The organism is Bacillus sp. FSL K6-2971, assembly GCF_038006405.1.
GTDB classification, from domain to species: Bacteria; Bacillota; Bacilli; order Bacillales; family Bacillaceae; genus Bacillus; species Bacillus pumilus.
The window spans coordinates 3737372-3758676 of the sequence record NZ_JBBOVD010000001.1; the positions used below are offsets into that span (position 1 = coordinate 3737372).

Annotated in this window: 21 protein-coding genes; 3 read left to right on the forward strand and 18 right to left on the reverse strand. The window is 41.7% G+C overall.

Translation table 11 applies throughout. From position 1 onward, the window contains the following. Positions 1-27 precede the first annotated feature (27 nt). The 5 genes from argS to speE form a co-directional block, all read right to left on the reverse strand. Complete coding sequence (gene argS, locus MHI33_RS19885) at positions 28-1701, reverse strand: arginine--tRNA ligase (protein WP_044140185.1); 1674 nt, start codon at positions 1699-1701, stop codon at positions 28-30. Beyond that, a complete protein-coding gene (locus MHI33_RS19890; protein ID WP_044140186.1) occupies positions 1698-2120 on the reverse strand; it encodes a DUF1934 domain-containing protein in 423 nt (140 codons plus the stop codon). Before MHI33_RS19890 ends, argS begins: the two co-directional genes overlap by 4 nt. Before the next feature lie 124 nt (positions 2121-2244). Beyond that, on the reverse strand, positions 2245-2592 hold the full coding sequence (locus MHI33_RS19895; RefSeq protein WP_044140187.1) for a hypothetical protein: 348 nt from the start codon (positions 2590-2592) through the stop codon (positions 2245-2247). A gap of 78 nt (positions 2593-2670) precedes the next feature. After that, complete coding sequence (gene speB, locus MHI33_RS19900; RefSeq protein WP_003214818.1) at positions 2671-3543, reverse strand: agmatinase; 873 nt, start codon at positions 3541-3543, stop codon at positions 2671-2673. Positions 3544-3612: 69 nt separating this feature from the next. Then, entirely contained in the window at positions 3613-4443 is an 831-nt protein-coding gene (gene speE / locus MHI33_RS19905; protein ID WP_003214614.1) for a spermidine synthase, read from the reverse strand. A gap of 224 nt (positions 4444-4667) precedes the next feature. Between speE and MHI33_RS19910 the strand changes: the two genes are divergently transcribed. Further along, positions 4668-6737, forward strand: coding sequence for a transglycosylase domain-containing protein (locus MHI33_RS19910; RefSeq protein WP_340913341.1), 2070 nt, complete (start codon positions 4668-4670; stop codon positions 6735-6737). A gap of 125 nt (positions 6738-6862) precedes the next feature. On the opposite strand, the gene MHI33_RS19915 is transcribed toward MHI33_RS19910, so the two are convergent. Next, a complete protein-coding gene (locus MHI33_RS19915; RefSeq protein WP_340913342.1) occupies positions 6863-7381 on the reverse strand; it encodes a YwhD family protein in 519 nt (172 codons plus the stop codon). A gap of 12 nt (positions 7382-7393) precedes the next feature. Then, positions 7394-8050 (reverse strand): site-2 protease family protein, encoded by a 657-nt coding sequence (locus MHI33_RS19920; protein ID WP_223251196.1) that lies wholly within the window; start codon positions 8048-8050, stop codon positions 7394-7396. A 113-nt stretch (positions 8051-8163) separates the two neighbouring features. On the opposite strand from MHI33_RS19920, the gene MHI33_RS19925 reads away from it, so the two are divergent. Beyond that, positions 8164-8349, forward strand: a complete 186-nt coding sequence (locus MHI33_RS19925; RefSeq protein WP_106029520.1) for a 2-hydroxymuconate tautomerase — start codon at positions 8164-8166, stop codon at positions 8347-8349. Between the two features lie 49 nt (positions 8350-8398). On the opposite strand, the gene MHI33_RS19930 is transcribed toward MHI33_RS19925, so the two are convergent. The 4 genes from MHI33_RS19930 to MHI33_RS19945 form a co-directional block, all read right to left on the reverse strand. Beyond that, positions 8399-9211: a zinc-dependent metalloprotease gene (locus MHI33_RS19930; RefSeq protein WP_003215273.1), complete on the reverse strand. Its 813-nt coding sequence runs from the start codon at positions 9209-9211 to the stop codon at positions 8399-8401. Positions 9212-9436: 225 nt separating this feature from the next. After that, complete coding sequence (locus MHI33_RS19935; protein ID WP_113767823.1) at positions 9437-9937, reverse strand: YwgA family protein; 501 nt, start codon at positions 9935-9937, stop codon at positions 9437-9439. Positions 9938-9967: 30 nt separating this feature from the next. After that, positions 9968-11269: an HD domain-containing protein gene (locus MHI33_RS19940; protein ID WP_007497716.1), complete on the reverse strand. Its 1302-nt coding sequence runs from the start codon at positions 11267-11269 to the stop codon at positions 9968-9970. A 170-nt stretch (positions 11270-11439) separates the two neighbouring features. After that, positions 11440-11661, reverse strand: coding sequence for a DUF1450 domain-containing protein (locus MHI33_RS19945; protein ID WP_003215259.1), 222 nt, complete (start codon positions 11659-11661; stop codon positions 11440-11442). A 238-nt stretch (positions 11662-11899) separates the two neighbouring features. Between MHI33_RS19945 and MHI33_RS19950 the strand changes: the two genes are divergently transcribed. Further along, positions 11900-12700, forward strand: coding sequence for an RsfA family transcriptional regulator (locus tag MHI33_RS19950; RefSeq protein ID WP_058013438.1), 801 nt, complete (start codon positions 11900-11902; stop codon positions 12698-12700). A gap of 34 nt (positions 12701-12734) precedes the next feature. Here MHI33_RS19950 and MHI33_RS19955 read toward each other — a convergent pair whose 3' ends face one another. The 7 genes from MHI33_RS19955 to MHI33_RS19985 form a co-directional block, all read right to left on the reverse strand. After that, the gene (locus tag MHI33_RS19955) at positions 12735-12968 is read right to left on the reverse strand and encodes a DUF5970 family protein (RefSeq protein WP_113767824.1); all 234 of its coding nucleotides are present in this window, start codon (positions 12966-12968) and stop codon (positions 12735-12737) included. Further along, positions 12965-15241, reverse strand: coding sequence for a glycosyltransferase (locus MHI33_RS19960; RefSeq protein ID WP_340913350.1), 2277 nt, complete (start codon positions 15239-15241; stop codon positions 12965-12967). The genes MHI33_RS19955 and MHI33_RS19960 overlap by 4 nt, the downstream gene beginning before the upstream one ends. Before the next feature lie 118 nt (positions 15242-15359). Further along, positions 15360-15845, reverse strand: a complete 486-nt coding sequence (locus tag MHI33_RS19965) for a tetratricopeptide repeat protein (protein ID WP_268453547.1) — start codon at positions 15843-15845, stop codon at positions 15360-15362. A gap of 40 nt (positions 15846-15885) precedes the next feature. Beyond that, a complete protein-coding gene (locus MHI33_RS19970) occupies positions 15886-16731 on the reverse strand; it encodes a lipoate--protein ligase family protein (RefSeq protein WP_185107694.1) in 846 nt (281 codons plus the stop codon). Between the two features lie 164 nt (positions 16732-16895). Continuing rightward, positions 16896-18305, reverse strand: a complete 1410-nt coding sequence (locus MHI33_RS19975; protein ID WP_340913356.1) for a glycoside hydrolase family 1 protein — start codon at positions 18303-18305, stop codon at positions 16896-16898. 25 nt (positions 18306-18330) lie between these two features. Next, positions 18331-20196, reverse strand: a complete 1866-nt coding sequence (locus tag MHI33_RS19980) for a beta-glucoside-specific PTS transporter subunit IIABC (RefSeq protein WP_340913358.1) — start codon at positions 20194-20196, stop codon at positions 18331-18333. 186 nt (positions 20197-20382) lie between these two features. Beyond that, positions 20383-21258: a LysR family transcriptional regulator gene (locus MHI33_RS19985; protein ID WP_340913360.1), complete on the reverse strand. Its 876-nt coding sequence runs from the start codon at positions 21256-21258 to the stop codon at positions 20383-20385. Positions 21259-21305 lie beyond the last annotated feature (47 nt).

Sequence of the window (21305 nt, forward strand, 5' to 3'; positions counted from 1 at the left end):
TCGTTCCGAGCGGGTTTCTTCGTGTTCTTACATCTTTTCCGGAGCCGATACGCCAATGAGTTTTAATGCATTCGCAAGCGTAATTTGTGTTGCTTTCATGAGTGAAAGACGTGCTGTTGTTTTTGTTTCGTTTTCTACATCAATGACCTTCTCGGCATTGTAGAAGCTGTGAAGGGCTGATGCAAGGTCATAAATATAGTTCGTTACACGGTGCGGAATACGCTTTTCAGCTGCTTCTGCTACAACTTCTGGGAAGCTGCCAATGATTTTGAGAAGATCGTACTCTTTTTCCGATTGAATGTGAGAGAAATCTGCTTTTTCAAGGTTTGGCTCGTAGCCTTTTTCTTCCCCTTGACGCAGCATGCTGCAAATTCTCGCATGCGCATATTGTGCGTAGTACACAGGGTTATCGTTAGACGTAGATATCGCTAAGTCTAGGTCAAAGTCCATATGTGTTGCCGCACTTCTCATCGCGAAGAAATAACGAGTGGCATCTAGACCTACTTCTTCAATCAGATCACGCATGGTGACGGCTTTTCCTGTACGTTTACTCATCTTCATCTTTTCACCGTTTTTGTATAGGTGAACGAGCTGAATGATTTCTACTTCAAGCTTGCCAGCAGGATATCCAAGTGCTTGGATCGCCGCTTTCATTCGAGGGATATAGCCGTGATGGTCCGCTCCCCAAATGTTAATGAGCTGATCAAAGCCTCTGTCCAATTTGTCTTTATGGTATGCGATATCTGGAAGCAAGTAAGTGAAGCTGCCGTCTTTTTTAATGAGCACGCGGTCCTTGTCATCGCCAAAATCAGTTGAACGCAGCCACGTTGCGCCGTCTTCTTCAAAGACATAGCCTTTAGCGCGAAGGGTTTCCAGCGCTGGTTCGATTTTTCCGTTTTCATATAAAGAGGTTTCTGAATACCATACATCAAATGGGACACGGAAATTCTCAAGGTCTACACGTAATTTCTCTAACTCGTATTTTAAGCCGTATTCACGGAAGAACTTCATACGCTCTTCTTCTGGCTCATGCACGAAACGGTCACCAAATTCATCTGCCAGCTTTTGCCCGATGCCTTTGATGTCTTCTCCTCTATAGCCGTCTTCAGGCATCTCTTTTTCAAGACCGAGCGCCTCAAAGTAACGTACCTCTACAGATAAAGCAAGGTTATTGATCTGATTGCCTGCATCGTTGATATAGTATTCACGGCTCACTTCGAACCCTGCTTTATCAAGGATGTTGCAAAGAGAATCACCTACAGCTGCTCCGCGGGCATGTCCAAGGTGAAGGTCACCTGTTGGGTTGGCTGAGACGAATTCAACTTGCACCTTTTGGCCGCCGCCTGTATTCGTTTCACCATATGCCTCTTTTGCTTCAAGGACAGCTGGAATGAGCTTTGTTAAATACTGATTGTTCATATAAAAGTTAATGAACCCTGGACCTGCGATATCCAGTTTTTCAATAGAAGCTTTCCCTTTATCAAACGCTTTGACAATGTCCTCTGCGATTTGGCGAGGTGCTTTTTTTGCAATGCGGGCAAGCTGCATCGCCATGTTGGTGGAGTAATCACCGTGAGTTTTGTCTTTCGGCACTTCTAAAAGGACATCTGGTACCTGGCTTTCATCAGCAAGTCCTGCTTTGACGACTGCCGCAATGATTTCTTCTTTTAACGCATCTTTGACCTGTTCTGCGATATTCATGAACGTAAATCCTCCTTATACGAAATCGATAATGTATGTAAATGCTTTTGATCTTCCCCTGTCAGCATATCGTACGTAATGTGCAGCAGTCCCTTGTTCACATCGAGATCAATGCCATGTGTGTGTACATCAAGCTGTAGTGTACCGAATGGCATCGTGTAATGTGTGACGGTCGTTTCCCCAATGAGAAAGCGCTGCTTCATTTGAATGGCCCCTGATCTCATGACAAAAATTTCTTTTTCACTCATTTTCACAACGGTTTTTACTTGACCCATTTCATGTTCTTCATGGTAAGTGAGATACGTTTTGTCATTCTTTTCTTGATACGTTCCAGTCGTGCGGAATTCGATCGTTTCAGCCGGCTCCGTCTCTGGTTTCATCACTGACTTTACATGAATTGAAATTTGGTTTTGTGTCATTTTGCACTTCCTTTGCTAAGACCCGTTTAACTAAAATAGTATACCATATTCATGATCGCCTATCATACCATCATTTCTCTTCTTCACTGCGATTAAACTTCGTTTTTGATCTTACGCTATCCCTTTAGAAAAAAAGAAACAGGAAACTCACTAATACCACCAACACAGCCTTTACGCCCATGTCTTTTCTTTTGATTAAATAAAAAAGAGCTTGAACGCCTGAACTTGCCAAAAATACCTGAAAAAAATCAAATGGCACGATCTGTGCTCGCTTAAATATCACCTGCATGAATAACGCAATGGCCGTCAAATAGAAAAAGCCTCGATCCTGAAACAACCCCAACATCTCTTCCTTTGCTTCCTTTTTCGAAGCAAAAACAGGGGGCTCTGCTGCGAGCTCTCGTTTCAGCGTGAGAAAACCCGCCGCTAACACACAAAAAGCGAGAAGCACCATCAATATAGAAGAAAACATGAACTGCCTCCTTTATTTTTTGATCCATGTAAAAAAAGAGCTTGTCCACATGAGATGACAAGCTCCTCTATCAAGGTGTTATTTCACAAATCCAAGCAGCATTTCGCGTAAAAGCTTGCTCGCTGTATTCGCTGTTTGGTCGGAATGATCGTATACAGGTGCTACCTCTACAAGGTCTGCACCGACTACTTGAACCTCAGATCCTGCAATGGCATGAATAGATGCAAGCAGCTCTTTTGATGTAATACCGCCAGCATCCACCGTGCCTGTACCAGGTGCATGAGCTGGGTCGAGTACATCAATGTCGATCGTCACATAAACTGGACGCCCCTTCAGCTTTGGCAATACTTGCTTCAACGGCTCCAGCACTTCAAATTTAGAAATGTGCATGCCCGCTTCTTTTGCCCATTCAAATTCTTCCTTCATCCCAGAACGAATCCCAAAAGAGAACACATTCTCAGGTCCAATGAGTCCTGCTACTTTACGAATCGGTGTTGAATGAGACAGAGGCTCACCCTCGTATTCCTCACGAAGATCCGTATGTGCGTCCATATGGATAATCGCCAAATCAGGATATTTCTTATGCATCGCACGGAAAACCGGCCAAGACACAAGATGCTCGCCGCCCATTCCTAATGGAAACTTCCCTTTTTCTAAAATGCTGTCGACATACTCTTCAATTAAGTCCAAGCTTTTCTGAGCATTTCCAAAAGGAAGCGGAATGTCACCGGCATCAAAGAATGGCACCTCGTGCAGTTCACGATCTAAATAAGGGCTGTATTCCTCTAATCCAATCGAAACTTCACGAATACGGTTTGGGCCAAAACGTGAGCCTGGTCTATAACTGACGGTCCAATCCATCGGCATACCATATAAAATGACTTTTGCATCTTCCCATGTCGGATGACTTCCAATAAATACTTTTCCTGAATAAGCCTCGTCGAATCTCATGCAAGATTCCTCCTTTTACGCTTCAAAAAATGCGCAAACTGTTATTTGCGCATTTCCTCTTCGCTTGATTTATTTGATTAAGTCGCTCACAAATTTCGGCAGAACGAATGCCGCTTTGTGTAATTCTTTTGTGTAATATTTCGTGTCAATATCAAAGAAACGGCTGTCTTCTACAGCAAGTGGATCATATTTTTTTGAACCGATGGTAAATGTCCAAAGACCACTTGGATACGTTGGAATATTTGCTGTGTAAAGCTTCGTGATTGGGAAAATCTCTTTCACATCACGCTGTACATTTGTAATCAGCTCAGGTGTGAACCAAGGATTGTCCGTTTGTGCCACGAAAATACCGTCTTCTTTGAGTGCTTTTGAAATTCCTGCGTAAAATCCTTTAGAGAACAGGTTCACAGCTGGTCCAACTGGTTCAGTTGAATCCACCATGATAACATCGTACTCATTGTCAGCTTCAGCAATATGCATAAAGCCGTCTCCAACTTTGACATCTACACGAGGATCGTCTAGTTTCCCAGCAATCGAAGGAAGGAATTTTTTCGAGTATTCGATGACTTTGCCATCAATATCAACAAGTGTCGCTTTTTTCACACTTGGATGCTTCAGGATTTCACGAATGACACCGCCGTCTCCTCCACCTACGACAAGAACATTTTCTGGGTTTGGATGAGTGAAAAGAGGAACATGTGCCACCATTTCGTGGTATACAAACTCATCTTTCTCAGACGTCATCACCATACCGTCTAAAAACAGCATATTGCCAAACTCTTCTGTTTCCACCATTTCTAAATGCTGAAAATCTGTTTGTTCTGTGTGAAGGGTTTTGTTCACCTTCAAAGTAATACCAAAATTCTTCGTTTGCTTCTCTGTATACCAAAGTTCGCTCATTGTCCATCTTCCTCTCATCCAATAATAAACAAACATCTATTGTTAGCGCCTTTAACGGCTATGACTATATCGATTGTCCAAGAAAAAAGTATAGTGGATTCATATCAAATTGTAAAGAACTGCATGAGTTCTCTTCAATTTTAATGCACGCTCTTGCAATCATTTGTTTAAAACGGTTTTCTTTGTTCCATACTGATAAAAAACCGTCAAAATGGGGGCTTTGCATGGACACAATCATGAGTAATAAAAAAATCCGCATGACCGTGAAAACGATTCGAGCCTGTTTTTTTATTGGCTTGCTCGCTTTTCTATTTGCAGGCACTGTCTTTTTGACGATTCTTTTAATAGCCAAATGGCAAGGCGCCCCTTCTGTTCAAGTTCCCCAATCTACGACGATTTATGCAGCCGATGGTTCAAAGCTTGGAGAATCCAGCTTTGGAGAAAAGAGATATTGGGTGCCCTTAAAGGACATGTCCCCTCATATCAGGCAGGCAGCTGTAGCTGTTGAGGATAAAACCTTTTATGAGCATCATGGCTTTGATGTGAAACGGATGGCGGGTGCTGCAGTGGCTGATATTCGTGCCATGGCTAAGGTACAAGGCGCAAGCACGATCACCCAGCAATATGCACGAAATCTGTATTTAGATCATGATAAAACGTGGAAGCGAAAATGGAATGAAGCCTTTTACACGATTCGCTTAGAGCAAAACTATACAAAAGATGAGATTTTAGAAGGATACTTGAACACCATTTATTATGGTCATGGAGCTTATGGCGTGGAAGCAGCGTCCCGTCTGTATTTCGGGAAAGAAGCGAAGAATTTAACCCTCGCCGAATCTGCCTTACTTGCCGGTATCCCAAAGGGCCCTTCTCTCTACTCCCCTTATGTGAATGAAGAGAAAGCCGGCGCAAGAAAGAATATGATTTTGAGGCACATGCAAGAGGACGGCATGATTACGAAAAAGGCAGCCGCTGAAGCCGCGAAAGAAAAACTGTCCTATCGCCCTTTGCAAAAGAAGCAGCTGCAAGCAAAGCAAGCCCCGTATTTTTATGATGATGTGATTCGTGAGTTGAAACAAAGCTTGGGGTTAACTGAGGAACAGATCGAAACCTATGGCCTTCATATCCAAACGACTTTAAATCCAGAGTTACAGAAAATTGCTGAGAAGACGTTAAAAAGCACAATCTATTCGAAATCAGACATCCAAATCGGCTTTACCGCTATCCATCCCCAAACTGGTCATGTACTCGCCCTCATTGGGGGAAGAGATTATGAGAAAAGTCCATTCAACCGGGTGACACAAGCGAAAAGACAGCCCGGTTCAACAATGAAGCCTCTTCTCTATTACATTGCCTTGCAAAATGGGTTTACACCAGCAACCGTCATGCGCAGTGAAGAAACGGTTTTTGAGCTCGATGATCAAGGAAGCGGTGCTGCTTATTCACCAAGCAATTATCATGGCTATTACGCCAATGACGGCATTACCATGCTTCAAGCCTTGGCGCTGTCTGATAATATTTATGCCGTGAAAACCCATCTATTTTTAGGAATGGAGCAGCTTGTACGTGCTGGCAAAACATTTGGCATCAACGAAAAACTAGATCAAGTGCCATCACTTGCCCTAGGCACGTCTCCTGTCAAACCAATTGAAATGACCAATGCTTACGCAATGCTTGTCAATGGCGGAAAACGGGTCAAACCTACCTTTATTACAAAAGTAACGGATGCTAAAGGCAACGTGCTTTTTGAAGAAAAACAAAAACGAGAGCAAGTCTTAGATGAAAAGGCAGCCTTTGTCACCACCGACATGATGTCAGGAATGTTCAATGATCAGTTAAACGGCTATACGAGTGTCACAGGCCGCACCATTATGAAGGATCTCACGCGAACATACGGAGGAAAATCGGGAACGACAGGAGCCGACAGCTGGATGATCGGCTTTTCTCCCCAGCTCGTCACAGGTGTGTGGACGGGCTATGATAAAGGGCGTACCATTGACTCGGTCGAAGAAACAGCCTATGCAAAAAAGATATGGGCATCCTTTATGGAATCAGCCCTCTCCAAACAGCCAGCCTCCTCCTTCATGCCGCCAGACGGCGTAAAAGGTGTGTATATCAATCCAAAAACCGGCGATCTCGCAGGCCCAGGATGTGAATCAAAGGTATTCACCTATTTTATAGAAGGAACGGAGCCGACAGGTGTGTGCTACGGTGCTGAGGATAAATCATCTGAGCAAGATCCAGTTCAAGATCAAAAGCCAAAGAAATGGTGGGAAAAGTGGCTGAAACGTTAAAAAAAGACATGAAAAACCCCGAGATTTACATCTCGGGATTCTCCATGTCCTAGCTTTAACACCAGTTTACTCAAAAACCAGCTGGAATTGGTAATGATCCGCCATTCTTCACAAAAAATTCACAATTATACAGAGACAGACAATCCTTCTTTTAATTCATCTGTGGATGCTTCCCATAGTGCTTCATTATGACTCTTCAAGAAATCAGCCAGCACCTTTTTCGATACATCATCCATATGACTGACGACGATATTTCGCTTCATTGATTTATCCATGAAATTCACATGCTCTGGAAGCGACTTATACCCGCGGCGGATTGAACGGTCGACGGTCATTTCGCAAGCCGTCACACCCGCATAATAAGGGCCTTCTTCTCTGCGGTCAATGGTCACCCATACGAGCCAATACGGCTTTCCGTTCGGTACCTCTTCTTTTGTTTTCAAGAATTTAATCCCTTTTTCCACGGCACTTCTTGCATGCATCGCACCAATATCAATGACAGCTTCCTTTTCCTCTACGTCAATGATCACCGGCGAAATGTTATCTAGGCTGAGCACACCCGCTCCAAAGCCTCCGTGTCCGTCGGTTGCATCTGTTTTTTTAATGATGTTAAAACCAATTGGTTTCTTCTTTTTACCTTCCATTCATTAAACCTCCTAAAGCAGCGGCTTCAAAATAAGATTAAACCATTGAATGATTTGATCCCGCATTCCGATCAATGGACCAAAAACAAACTGTCCTAGCGGCGTGATCACGAATATGAGAAAAATAATGATCCCATATTGTTCGAATTGCGTCATTTTCGCACGGATACGGGGGCTGACGACGTCCTCAATAATACGATACCCATCCAGCGGCGGAAGTGGCAATAAGTTAAATAGGAACAAAATGACGTTCAAGTTAATAAATATCCGGAAGAAATGATCAACTCCCGGCTCAAAGCGCATGAGCGACTCCCCGCCAAACTTCTGAAGAAGCACGTACACGAAAAAGCCTAGAAACGCCAACACTAAGTTACTTAAAGGGCCAGCAATCGAGACGCAGATTCCTGCTAAGCGCGGGTTTTTAAAATGGTAACGATTCACCGGTACAGGTCTCGCCCAGCCAAACCCGGCGACAAAGATCAAAATCGTCCCAAATACATCGAGATGCTTCAGTGGATTTAATGTGAGTCTCCCTTGGTTCTTAGCTGTCGGGTCGCCGAAACGATACGCAACATATGCATGCGCCAGCTCGTGCATCGTAAATGCAACAACAAGCGTAATGGCGACATATGGAATGAGTTCTAATGGATACACAAGAAATTGGTTCAAAGGCATGAATCCCTCTTTCTTTCTATACAATGATTTACTTCATTCAGTATACTATAAGAAGTCCCTTAAACTAAAGGGAAGCGTAGCATGAAAGGAAAAAGGAGGTTTTCGCATTGCCGATTGTCACCGTACAAATGCTTGAAGGAAGAACAGACGAGCAGAAAAGAGCTCTTGTGGAGAAAGTCACTGATGCTGTTGTTGAAACAACAGGCGCAGGTGTAGAAAAAGTCTCTGTCATTATTGAAGAAATGAAAAAAGAACACTATGCCGTAGCAGGAAAGCGAATGAGCGACCTGTAAGCATAAAAAAAGGACAAGCACATAGGTGTTTGTCCTTTTTTCTCTTATCTTATCTGTACCACGCTTTGTTACGGTTCACTTGATTTTTATGAGCCGCATCAAAGAAATCGACTGTGTAGGAATAATCATAATTCATTAAGCAGACAATGCCGCTGCCTTGAGGGTCATGCGGTAAGCCAAAGTTATGGCCGTATTCATGCGTAGCCGCTTTTGCTGTATTCGCTGTTCCTTGATCAAGGTTGACGGCGAATGCACTTCCGCGCGGTGCACTATTGTATACATAAGCGATTCCGCCCGCATCAAAGTTTGGATTTGCTGTAAATCCAGTGACAAAATCGTATCCTCTGCCATCAAAGCTGCGCGAAAGGTTAGATAAGATTTGCTCTGCATTTGATCCAGAAGATGTCCAAGATCCTACTGCTTGTACGACAAAGTCCACATCATGATCACGGTTAAAGGTGACGTCCGCTTGCTCGATGATGCTGACAATTCTCGTCTGCCAGTCACTATATTTCGCACGATACTGCGCATCTGCTACAGCATAGACCGTTACTTTTTGACTGCCTGTACTTGCCTTTGTTGAAATAGAATCTCCTGTATTCGCCTTAAAGGTTCTAGAGCCTACCTGCTTACCAGACTCATCTAATACCTTTGTTGTCACATCTCGTTCAATTGGAGGTGCTTTCGTCAAATCTTTAAAATCGTTTGCCTTTGGCAACCCCTCACCAATATGTGTTTCGAACGGCGCATGACCATGATCATGCCCATGACCAGTACTCGCGACTGGTGCTGAAGCTGAACTTACTCCCGGTAACAAACTACCTACCAATAAAAATGACAAAAAGACTGAACGCTTTTTCATTCCTATCCCTCCTTTGATTTTCACAAAGTTATATATTCACTGAAAATTCACTTTTTTCCTTCTATTCAGTCAAAAACAGGGAATTAGATACACAGGAAGAAAGTCGAAATACGTCATATTCACTAATTTTCCGGATCCTTCAGCACACATTTCATCGAAAAATAGCGCTTTTGGTCTGGGTCTTACAAAACAAAAAAAAGCCCTAAATGCTGGGCTTTTGCGAAACTAGTTCAATTCTTTCAACTGATCAATATAAGCAAGAGCATCCTCAAATTCTTCGTCCGTATAGCGCAGCTTGCTTTTAATGGTGAAGACCTTTTCCTTTACCTCATCTTCTGGCAGATCATCAAAGTATAAAATCGTAGAGACGAGCTCTAGGAAACGAGACGACTGCTCGTTCATCTGCTTCGTCAGCACTTTGAGGTCAGGCATGTCCACTTCACACTGATCGAGAAACTCTTTCCCATTGTCCGTCAGCGAATAGCGATATTGATAGTATCCGCCTTTTTTTTCCTTCATTTCGTCCAAGAATCCAAGGTTGCACAGCTCTTCAATTCTGAGCGTCAACTCCTCTGAATAGGGGCCATAAAAGTGAAAATCGTATTTCTCGTAAAAAGGAAAATCTAGCTTTTTTGCTATGTAAATCATCTTTTGCAGCTTCTTCCGTCCAACGATTTCCCCGGATTCAGAGAATACCTTCATCAACTTTGCATGCTCTTTCAACAAATTCCCGACATCTCCTTTTTCAGTACTTCCTTATCCCAATCCAAGCAGCTTCATGATCGCCTTCTTTTCTTCAGCTTTTTCCGACATATCTACAATTAAGTCCATCGGGAAATAAAGTTTATGATCGGTTCTTCGTTTACCGGAAATGGCATCAACAATATCTGACTGTCTCGACAGCTCTTTAATATGACCACTTTGCGTCAAAAGGTGGATCGGCAGTCTCTCTTCTTCCTCCCCTGGTCTGTAGAAGTCGTATGGCAAGTCAGAGGAAGAGTCGACGACTAAATAATAGTCAGGATCAATGCCTGCCTCCTTAAACAAGGCGGTCAGCTTGAAATATTTCGTCATTTCTTCATTCGGATTAAACTCTGTATATTGGAACAATCGGCGGTTCATAAAACGGCGGCACAAATCAGCCAGCACGTGATCTTCTTCGTCTTCCCACGCCTGAAAATAAAATAAGACAATGGATTCATCCAGTTTAATATAGTCCTCTGTGGTGACATTCCCCTCGAAAATCGAATAAAAATGAACAGGTGCATGCGTGAAAATATAGCCCGTTTCATGCAGCTCTTTTGCACGGTGGAGAATTTTCGTTAAAATGACTTCCGCACTGCGTGTCACTGGGTGGAAATAGACTTGCCAGTACATTTGATAGCGGCTCATAATATAATCCTCGACCGCATGCATCCCGCTCTGCTTCATCACAATCTGATCTTCTCTCGGACGCATCACGCGCAAAATACGCTCCATATCAAAATGGCCGTAGCTGACGCCTGTATAGTAGGCATCACGCTGCAAATAGTCCATACGGTCGGCATCAATTTGACTTGAGATCAAACTGACCACCTGTTTGTTTTGATACGTCTTGGCAATCACTTCCGCCACATGCTTCGGGAAATCATCACTCACCCGGCGAAGCACTTCATTGACTTCAGTTTGCCCTAAAATAATATCTCTTGTAAACGATTCATGATCTAAGTGGAAGACCTTTTCAAAGGAATGAGAAAATGGTCCATGTCCGAGGTCATGAAGCAAGGCCGCACTCAGGACAAGCTCGCGTTCTCCCTCATCCCATTCCGGCCGTCCTTTGAATACATCATCCACAATCCGTCTCACAATCTCATATACACCGAGTGAATGATTGAAACGGCTGTGTTCTGCACCATGAAACGTCAAATAAGTGGTTCCTAGCTGTTTAATTCGGCGCAGGCGCTGAAATTCTCTTGTTCCTATTAAATCCCATATTAATGCGTCCCGTACGTGAACATAACGGTGCACAGGATCTTTAAATACCTTTTCCTCAGATAATTTCCCTTTTGGATACGCCATCGTTTCGTCCCTCTTTTTTTAAGACGTGTTTCTATTATATCGGGTAACTTTTCCCGAAAACATCCTTGAATTTGCTCGTGAATGTGTTCTCAACCATTGCACGGACGTAAAAAGCCCGACCTGACAGGGGCGGACCTCTTTTTAGGTCGACTGAACACATTCAGTGACATTTATTTGACTTTTTTTTGAACCTTTTCGAGTAACTCATCTTCTGTTGGTGCGGATAATGGGCGATTGTTCACAAACGCAAAAGCCTTTTTTCGTCCTGGACCACAATAGGATTGACAGCCAATTTCAATTTTTGCATCAGGGTCAACCGATTTGAGTCGAGGCAGCAACGTCTTTAGGTTCGTCGCATCGCAATCGTCACATACGCGAAACTCATTAGCCATGGTCTTACGCTTCCTTTCAATGATGAACTTCATTTTATATGAAACAGTTGGACAACCAAGAGTCTTAATATACCACCCAACATTGTACATCGAAGCGGCTGGACTTGCAAGACGCATTGTAAACGCCGAAGCATGCTCACATAAAAGCTAGTATTTTCCACTATCCTTTTAGCAAACTTGTATAAACTTTCTTGAACTTGGCTAATCTAATACCATCAAATCATATGGGGGTTTAAACATGTCAAAACAAAGACAAGATGCTTGGTCAGAGGAAGATGATCTTCTTTTGGCAGAAACCGTCTTACGTCACGTCAGAGAGGGCAGCACACAGCTGAATGCGTTTGAAGAAGTAGGAGACAAGCTGAACCGTACCTCAGCGGCATGCGGTTTTAGATGGAATGCTGTTGTGAGGCATCAATATGAAAAAGCGTTAGCCCTTGCCAAAAAACAAAGAAAACAACGGATGCGCGCACTTGGCAATGGCCAGCCTGCAAAGAAACGATTACTCTATCAGCCGCAAGTAGAAGAAACAGTCACGCAAGAGGAATTCTCACAGGAGCTGGAACCAGCGCAGGAGGAAACGTTTGCACCAGCATCTGAAACAGCCGAGCAGCTCCAGTTTGTAGACCAAAGCTACAATGAAGAGTTAGCTAGTTTATCACATTTATTGTCACAGGCTTCACATGTCGTAGAGAAAAAGCCAGAAGCCAATCCTTTTAGGCAGCAACAGGAGTTAACCATTGAAGATGTCATTCATTTCTTGCGCCGCTATGAAGGCGATGGACAGCAATCCTCTGCATTACGCATGGAAAACAGCCGGTTAAAACAAGAAAATAACGAACTTTCACATAAAGTCACGCAGCTAGAAGCAGAAGTGAAAAAGCTTGAGAAGGATCAGCTCACGATTCAAGAAGATTATGAAACACTTGTCAAAATCATGAACCGTGCAAGAAAACTAGTTTTGTTTGAAGAGGATGACACTGCCGCTCCAACCTTTAAAATGGACCGAAACGGCAACCTCGAAAAAATGGCAGAATAACAAAAAGTGCTCCCCATCTGCGGGAAGCACTTTTTTAAATGCCCAAAAATAGCATCACACTAAATAGGACATTAATCAAAAAGACAAACATAAAAATATACCTGACTTGTCTCACCTGAAAATCACCAAATATAAAAATATAAAGACCTGCGATGCCAAGTGTCAGTACAGGCTGAAGAAACGGCACCAAAAGCGAAATGCCGTAGCCGGCTCCCATGATAACAGGAAGCCATAGTAAATAGAGGTAACTGCCGTTTTTGGATTTCAAGAAACCACTCCCTCTCTTTCTTCTATCTGCTTGATTTCAGGTTGAATAAACTTGAGTCCGACAATTGTGCGGCCGCGCCTTTTTGAAGTCCAAACGGCAATTGCCGGCTGATCTGTCAGAGATTCTGCGTCAATGGTGATCAGCACTTTCTCATTTAATTCAATTGAAGCTTCAGACTCGATTTTGCATCCAGATAAACTAATATCATGTATGTTCACCGGCACCTTCTCTTCTAACCGGCCCTCATAGGACAGCGTCCCTGCCACACCTTGCAAAGGCCTTCTCATCCATTTGCGCTGCAAGGCCTTTGGTACCTTCCTCGTTTCTCTTACAAAGCGGAGAAATGTCCGAACAGCATAGGATTTTTTCTCACGATCCGTTATCGATACATGCTCTCGTGTGAATAGGAAGCGGATCAGTGATAGATACTCTGATTTTTGTGTGTCAGTAAAAGCAACACCAACCATCAGCTTGTCTTCCTCTGGATAGCTCCAGACCACGTCACACGCCACACTTTCATCCTCTGAAAAGAACAATTGCGTTTGTCCTTGATAGAGAGAAGGAGCTTGATCAAGTGGAATGGATAGACGCGCACCTGAATCACTCATATCTAGTAGAAAACAAGCAATCGACTCATCTTGATGATCAGAACGGAGCTGTCCCTCTTTTTCAATGACAAACCGCTCTGATTTTCGATAACGCGGACGATCAAACGCCACAAGCAGTGCCATGAATAGACCTGCACCGTTATACATCACCCAAAATATATTAATCAACGTAAGATCAGCATTCATCGTCCCATTTACCTTCACATCGTATCCTATTTTCACTAGGACAAGCAATGAGAGCAGCAAAAAGATCAAATGGGGAATCATCGTTTTCAAATGAAAGTGTCTTTTGTCCGTTTGAATTCCCTTTGGTGTGACAAGAAATTCCACTCTCTTTTTGAAAAACAGCTCACTTAAAGCCACACCAGCTAAGTGGAATGCCATAGAGCTTTCATAAATATGACTCCAAAACATGCTTCTTTTTTGATTCGACACTAGTTTAAATGCTAAATAGGAACTAAAGAACGCCGGTAGCCAGAACATGAAAATGGACTGGAAATCTGCCCAGAAACTTTGAATACCAAACAATAAAAACAAAATCGGCGTGAGAATGTAAATCATTTTAAACAAACCGTTAAACCAATACACAATACCATCTAAATAAAGAACTCGCTGCATAAGCGTTAAGCCGCGAACCTTCAAAGGATTAAACTTACGGGCACACTGAATGTTCCCTCTCGACCACCGATCTCTCTGCTTTAACAAATCAAGCCAGCTTTCAGGTGCCAGACCGACGGCTAATACTTCTCCGACAGATACAGATTTGAACTTGCCTTGGAGAAGCATTCCTGTCGCCATGTCTTCTGTAATCACCCCAGTAGCAAATCCGCCAATTTCATCTAAGGCGATTCTTCTAAATACAGTATTACTACCGACATACATCACAGCATTAAACCGATCCTTACCAGCTTGGAGGGTTTGCATGAAGAAGTCCTGCTCATTTGGAATTCGATCCTTCGAGAACATATTATATTGGAAAGGATCTTCGTTATAAAACGCCTGTGGAACTTGAACAAACGCCGTCGCTCCATCATGAAAGTAAGGCACTGTTTTTTCTAAAAACGAAGGAAGGGGGACCATATCCGCATCAAGTGTGAGAATCAGCTCCCCATTCGTTTGAGACATCGCATGGTTTAAGTTACCCGCCTTCGCAAACTTGTTATCTGTTCTTGTCAGATAATGAACACCCAACTCAGAAGCAAGCTGCTCTACAGACTCCCGCTTGCCATCATCACATAAATAGATGTGGACTTTGTCCTTTGGATAAGAGAGATTCACACAACCTGCAACAGTGCGTTTCAGCACTTCAATTGGTTCATTATATGTAGCTATGAAGATATCAACTGTTGGCAGCCTGTCAAGATCACTGATCATGACTTGTTTCCGATTGGAAGGCTTCCAAACAAGTGTATAAAACACAAGCAGCTGTAAAAACCCAATGCATTCACAGGCAACAAGCAAAATACCCATCACAATATTAAAAGTACCTTCATGCGGCAGTGTAAAGAAAAGACGCCAGCAAATATAGGCGGCATTTGTTAACACACAGAGCACAATGATGATTTTTTTAACAGTAGTGGCCACCGGCTGAATACGATATATTACATACAGCACAGATAAAACACAAAGCATAAACATCGGGTAATACGTGGTGAATAATGACAATACATTTTCCTTCTTTCTTACGTCATAAAAGACTATCGCATATAAAACTACATAACGAAGGAGGGGATTCTTTCATTACAGTGCCCCCCTCCATTTCTATTTGACTATCGTAAATGGTTTATTTCCACAATTTATCTAACTGATTTGAATAAAAATCAATAGCTTTTCGATAATTCAAAATAGTAGGATCTGTTGTCGTTTCAGTTAAACAGTTCAGTAATACTTCCATTGCTTTCTTATGTTCCTTCAAATTATACAAAGTCATGGCATAGAACGTTTGAATGGCCTTGTTATCAGGATAAGCTTCTATCCCTTTTAGGAATATCTGCTTGGACTTTTCATATTCTCCTAAGGTTCTGTATGTACTTCCTAACCCTAGTAAAGCATCTTCCAGTTCCCCTGAAGACAACCCTAACTCGATGGCCTTTTCATAAAAAAAGACAGCTTGCCTTTCCTCTCCTAACAAATCATAACTCCATGCACATTGATAATGAATAGAGGCATCGTCTGGATACTCCTCTACAAGATGAGTGAGCATTTCATTTGATTCTAGATGGTGTCCACTTTTTCGAAGTTCAATGGCTTTCTCAAGCTTTGTTTCCATCACTTCACCTCTATGCTTTTTAAGATTAAAAGACTGATGTTTACGAAAACACCTTTTCATTCCGCTCAATCATCCGCGTCATGTTTTTTTCAAATTCAAGCTGTTCTTCTGCGTTTAGTCCTGACGCTGTCAGCTGATCACTGAGCTTTTGAAGCTCTTCTAGTAAAAGACGCATAAGAAGCGCACAATCAATTGGTTCTCCAGTTAATTCTGATAAAGACGCCATCGTATCTGGCTGTATATCAGGAAATACTGCCTTCACTTCTTGCCGTTTATCCTTTAAGGCGGCATCATAAAAACGGCGGATTAAGTCGGCACGTTCCCGCCCGCTTCCATCTGCACACAAATAAATTTGCACAGCAACTCCACCGCGTAATCTACGCTGAGAAATGCCTGCAAATTTCTTTCCATTGATGCTTAGATCATAGCTGCCAGGACAATAAGAGCCGACAATCTCATAAGCTTCAATGTCCACCTCATACTTAGACAGCATCCGGCGTACCAATTCCACCATCGCATCATACCCGCGGTCAATATCAATGCCCTTCTTTTGTTCCGCAAAAATTAACGATACATTCAAGACACCTTCATCCAGCACCACAGCAAGACCGCCTGAATTGCGCACAATCACACGATAGCCCTCTTCCTCAAGCAGCTTCACACCATCTTGAAGAAATGGAAGTCTTGTATCCTGAATACCAAGCACAATTGTATTGTGATGCACCCAAGAACGGGCTGTTGCTGGTGAGAGCCCCTTCCCGACCGACGCACAAAGCGTATCATCCATCGCAAAGGATTGCTTCGGGTCCACATAAAGACCGAGGCTCGATTGATCTATGATTCGCCATTTCGGCTGTGTCAGTAACTCAATAGGTTCATTTTTCATGTCCTGCATATCCTCTCGTTCATAAACTGTGTTTATTATAACATGGGATGAATGGAGGGAGAATGAGAGAGACTTGGTGATGTGGAAAAAGGTCGGTTCACAGTTGAAACTATCATTCATGACTAAAAAGACTCCTGCCAAGGGCAGAAGTCTCTGAACTTATGTTAAAGGTTGGCACCATTGGTCTCTATATTTTGTTGATACCAATAAAAACTGTCTTTTTTTATTCTTCTTAAATCTTTAAGATCTGTTTCATCACGGTTAATATAAATCAAACCGTATCGCTTTTTAAACCCGCTTCCTGTACTAACGACATCAAGTAAAGTCCACACATGGTAGCCGATAATAGGAACACCGTCTTTAATCGCTAGTTTCATCTGAGACAAATGGTCCTTCAAATATTGAATTCGATAGTCATCTCTAACTTTTGAATCGTCTTCTAGTACATCAGCTGTTCCCATCCCATTTTCTGTCACCATCAATGGAAGTCTATACCTGTCGTATAACGTGTTAAAAGCGAACCGGAACCCCTTCGGATCAATTTGCCAACCATACTCAGTGGCATCTAGATAAGGATTTTTTACATATCTGAAACGGCCCGGTACAACAAGATTTAAGATATTAACATAATCGGTATTTTCCACATCTTGCGGACAATATTCAGCTGCAAATGTTAAATAATAATTAAAAGCCAAAAAGTCGGGTTTGTTCGCCTTAATGACTTCCATGTCCCCTTCTTTGATATCCGGCTGCCAATTATGTTCACATAAATAGTCCCAATAATACTTCGGATACTCTCCAAACACATGAACATCTGCTAAATAATGATTGTAAAGGTTATCTGCATCACGAGCTGCCAAAACGTCCTCTGGTTTACTAGTTGCAGGATAAGAAGGAAGATAAGCAAATGCCGGCCCAACTTTTGCGTGCGGACAAATTTCACGACAGGCGGCGATAGCACGGTGTGTTGCTACAAACATATGATGATTCATTTGGTGCCGAATTTGTTCACGTTTTAAAGGATCTTTTTCCTTAATTCCAATAAGTTTTTCTTTTCTAAGCATCAAATTCTGTTCATTTATGACTAGCCAGTAATTTACTTTCTCTCCTAATTCGGTTAGAAGAATACGTGCATACCTTTCAAAGTCTTCTACACATTGATAGGAATGCCAGCCATCATATTGGTCAATCAGTGCTTGAGGTAAATCAAAATGATACATTGTCGGTATAGGTTCAATTCCATTTTTAACCAATTCATTAATTAGTTTCTTGTAAAAATTTAGACCTAATTGATTAGGCTCTTCATCATTTCCATTAGGAAAGATTCTTGTCCATGCGATGGAAAAACGATATGATTTTAAGCCTAATTCAACCATTAAAGCGACATCTTCAACCATACGATGATAAAAGTCACTTGCTACTTTTGTGTCAGCTTTTGTCGTTGATGACTCTAATGATTGCATATCAGCAATGGATAAACCTTTTCCATCTTCATTATACGCTCCCTCCACTTGAAAGGCAGATGTAGACGCTCCCCAGAGGAATTCTTTTGGAAATTCATTCAATTTCTTCATATCATCATATGCTCCTTTTTATTATTCAACTCAAGGTCATTACTTCTTCTCCGACCGCTATATTCGTTTTATTGCTGATTCTCATTGTTCTAGAAATCTCTTGACTATTCGTTATAACAATAGGAGTGGTGCTGTCGTATCCTGCTTTGATGATTTCTTCCAAATCAAATTCTAGCAGCACATCACCTTTCTGCACCTCCTGCTCAGGTTTTACCTTAACTGAGAAATGTTTTCCCTGTAAGTTAACCGTCTCAATACCAACATGCATCAATATTTCAGCCCCATTATGACTTCGTAATCCGATGGCATGACCAGTTGGAAAAACTGTTGCAACAACCCCCTCAACAGGCGCATATAGTTTACCTTCAGAAGGAATAATAGCAAATCCATCACCCATAGACTTGGAAGAGAAGACTGGATCATTCACCTTTTCAAGAGAAATTAAACTTCCAGACAGCGGAGCCACAAGTGTTTCCTTTTCTGTACTTTCATGATGACTAGTTGTTTTTGACTCTTTCTGCTGATTCACTTCAGCACGGCCTCCCTGTTCTTCGAAACCAAAAAGAATGGTTAACAGCAAAGAGATAAGGAAAGCAACAGTGATACCGATTAACAGCCCAATGAAACCATCCCCGAAGAATATAGGAAGAGTCATTAAACCTGGAGATGCGGCAGCGATTGCTCTTGATCCAGCAATACCCGTTATAATACCGCCTATTGCACCTCCTATCACGGCAGCAATCATAGGTTTTTTATATTTAAGTGTGAAACCATAAATCGCAGGTTCTGTAATACCAAATAGAGCCGTTAAAGAGGCTGTACCAGCTAACGATTTTTGTTTTTTATCTTTTAATTTAAAAAAGATACCTAAAGCTGCCCCAGCTTGTGCAAAATTTGCCGCAGCTGAAAACACAAAGATTGTTGTTTGACCAGATCGTGCAATATCATTAATTCCAACCGGTACTAAAACTTTGTGAAGTCCAAAAATAACCAGGATCGCCCACGTTCCACCCAAAAAGGCGCCAGCAACAGCAGGGCTTAAGTGATACATAAAGGCATAAGAACTAGATAGTAGGTATCCAAGATAATTACCAACAGGACCAAATACGATCAAAGTGAGAGGAACAATAATGGCTAAACTTAAAGCCGGAACAACTAATATTTTGATTACATCTGGCGTCACTCGCTTTAGGAACTTTTCTAATTTAGAAAGAACCCATATAGCTATAATAATAGGAATAACCGTTGAAGAATAAACACCTGGCAGAACTGGAACTGTAAAAAATGTGATTGATTCCCCACTTGCCATTAATGTTACAAGGTCTGGATATAGTAGAGCTGCTCCGATGATAACAGATATGATCGTATCAGCTTTAAACTTCCTTGATGCCGTAAGCGCTATCACAATTGGTAGAAAATAAAAAACACTGTCTGCTGCTGCATTTAAAATTCTATATGAACCTTCTTGATTATTGAGTACGCCTGTTGTACTAAGAATGACAAGAATTCCTTTAATAATACCTGCTCCAGCTAAAGCCCCTATGATTGGTGTAAATATACCTGAAATAATATCAACAGCTTGATTGAAACGGTTTTTAAATCCTTTTCGTTGTTCTTGATGTGGAGTCGTTTCTTCTTGAAAATCTCCTGTGGTCAATTGATTTAACTCGTCATGTACTTCTGATACTGAACTACCAATCACAACTTGAAATTCTCCGCCCCCCTGAACCACTTGAATGACACCTTCAAGTGAAGATACCTGATCTTTAGAAGCCTTACGATTATCTTTTAAACGTAGTCTCAGCCGGGTGGAACAATGATAAAAGGATTGAATATTTTCCTGACCACCAACTCGTTCTAGTATCTGTGCAGCCAACTTTTTATGATCCATAAAAAGATCCCCTTTACTATTCAAAATGATAAAAATAGTTAATATTACCTAAATAACCCATACTTTCCTATCGATTTCTACCTCTCTTTAGAATCAGAAAGCGTTAACATACATTGATTATAAAAAACTTATTTTTATAAAGAAAATACAATATATGAATAAGCCCATAACCTATAAGTTATGGGCTTATTCACTAAGTTGATTAAATTTACCAATTTCTTTTATACAAAGTTGTACAGATTTTCGGAGAGGTTTATCTTTTGAATAAATAATCCCAATTTTCCTATGAAGCGTAGGGGTAAAGGAGATGGTTTGAAGTGTTTCTGGTAAATATTCAAAGGATTTTCGAGACAGGATGGCAATGCCTAACCCACCTTTCACCATGCTCAAGGCAGTGTTGACACTATCAACAATATGGCTAATGTTCAGTTCTAAGTGATGCTGCCGAAATGCTTCAATCGTTGATTTTTCAAATCCATGACCACAAAGTATGATTTGCTCATCAACTACTTCTTCCATTTTCACTTCCTCACCTTCTTCCAAAGGATGAGGAGTGGGAGCAACAATCACCATCTCTTCCTCGAATAGAAAGATCGATTGATGGTCTTCTTCAGTGATGATGGTGATTCCAAAATCAACAGAACCATCCATAACCAATTCTTTTATTTTATTAACACTGCCTTCTGTAAAAGACAATTGAATGGATGGGTCATGCTCTTTAAAATACGAAATTAATTTTGGCATATATACGGAGGTGATACTTGGGAAACCACTAATATGTATCACGTCGGCTTTATTTTCGGTGAACAATCTCACTTCATGTTCAATGGACTCATATTGTTTAATCAATTCTTTTGCGTAGGGAACGACTTTCCTGCCTATTTCAGTGATTTCGAGCCCCTTCTTCTTATCTCTTATAAATAAAGAAACACCAAGGGTTCGCTCAAGACCAGAAATCGCATGACTGACTGCAGGCTGACTTATATGTAGGATTTCACTAGCTTTTGTGAAATTTTTCTCTTCCACTACCTTAAGAAAGATATATAATTGCGTGATTGTCATATATGATCACCTCTGTCCCCTAATTTATTAAGATCATAACATATCAG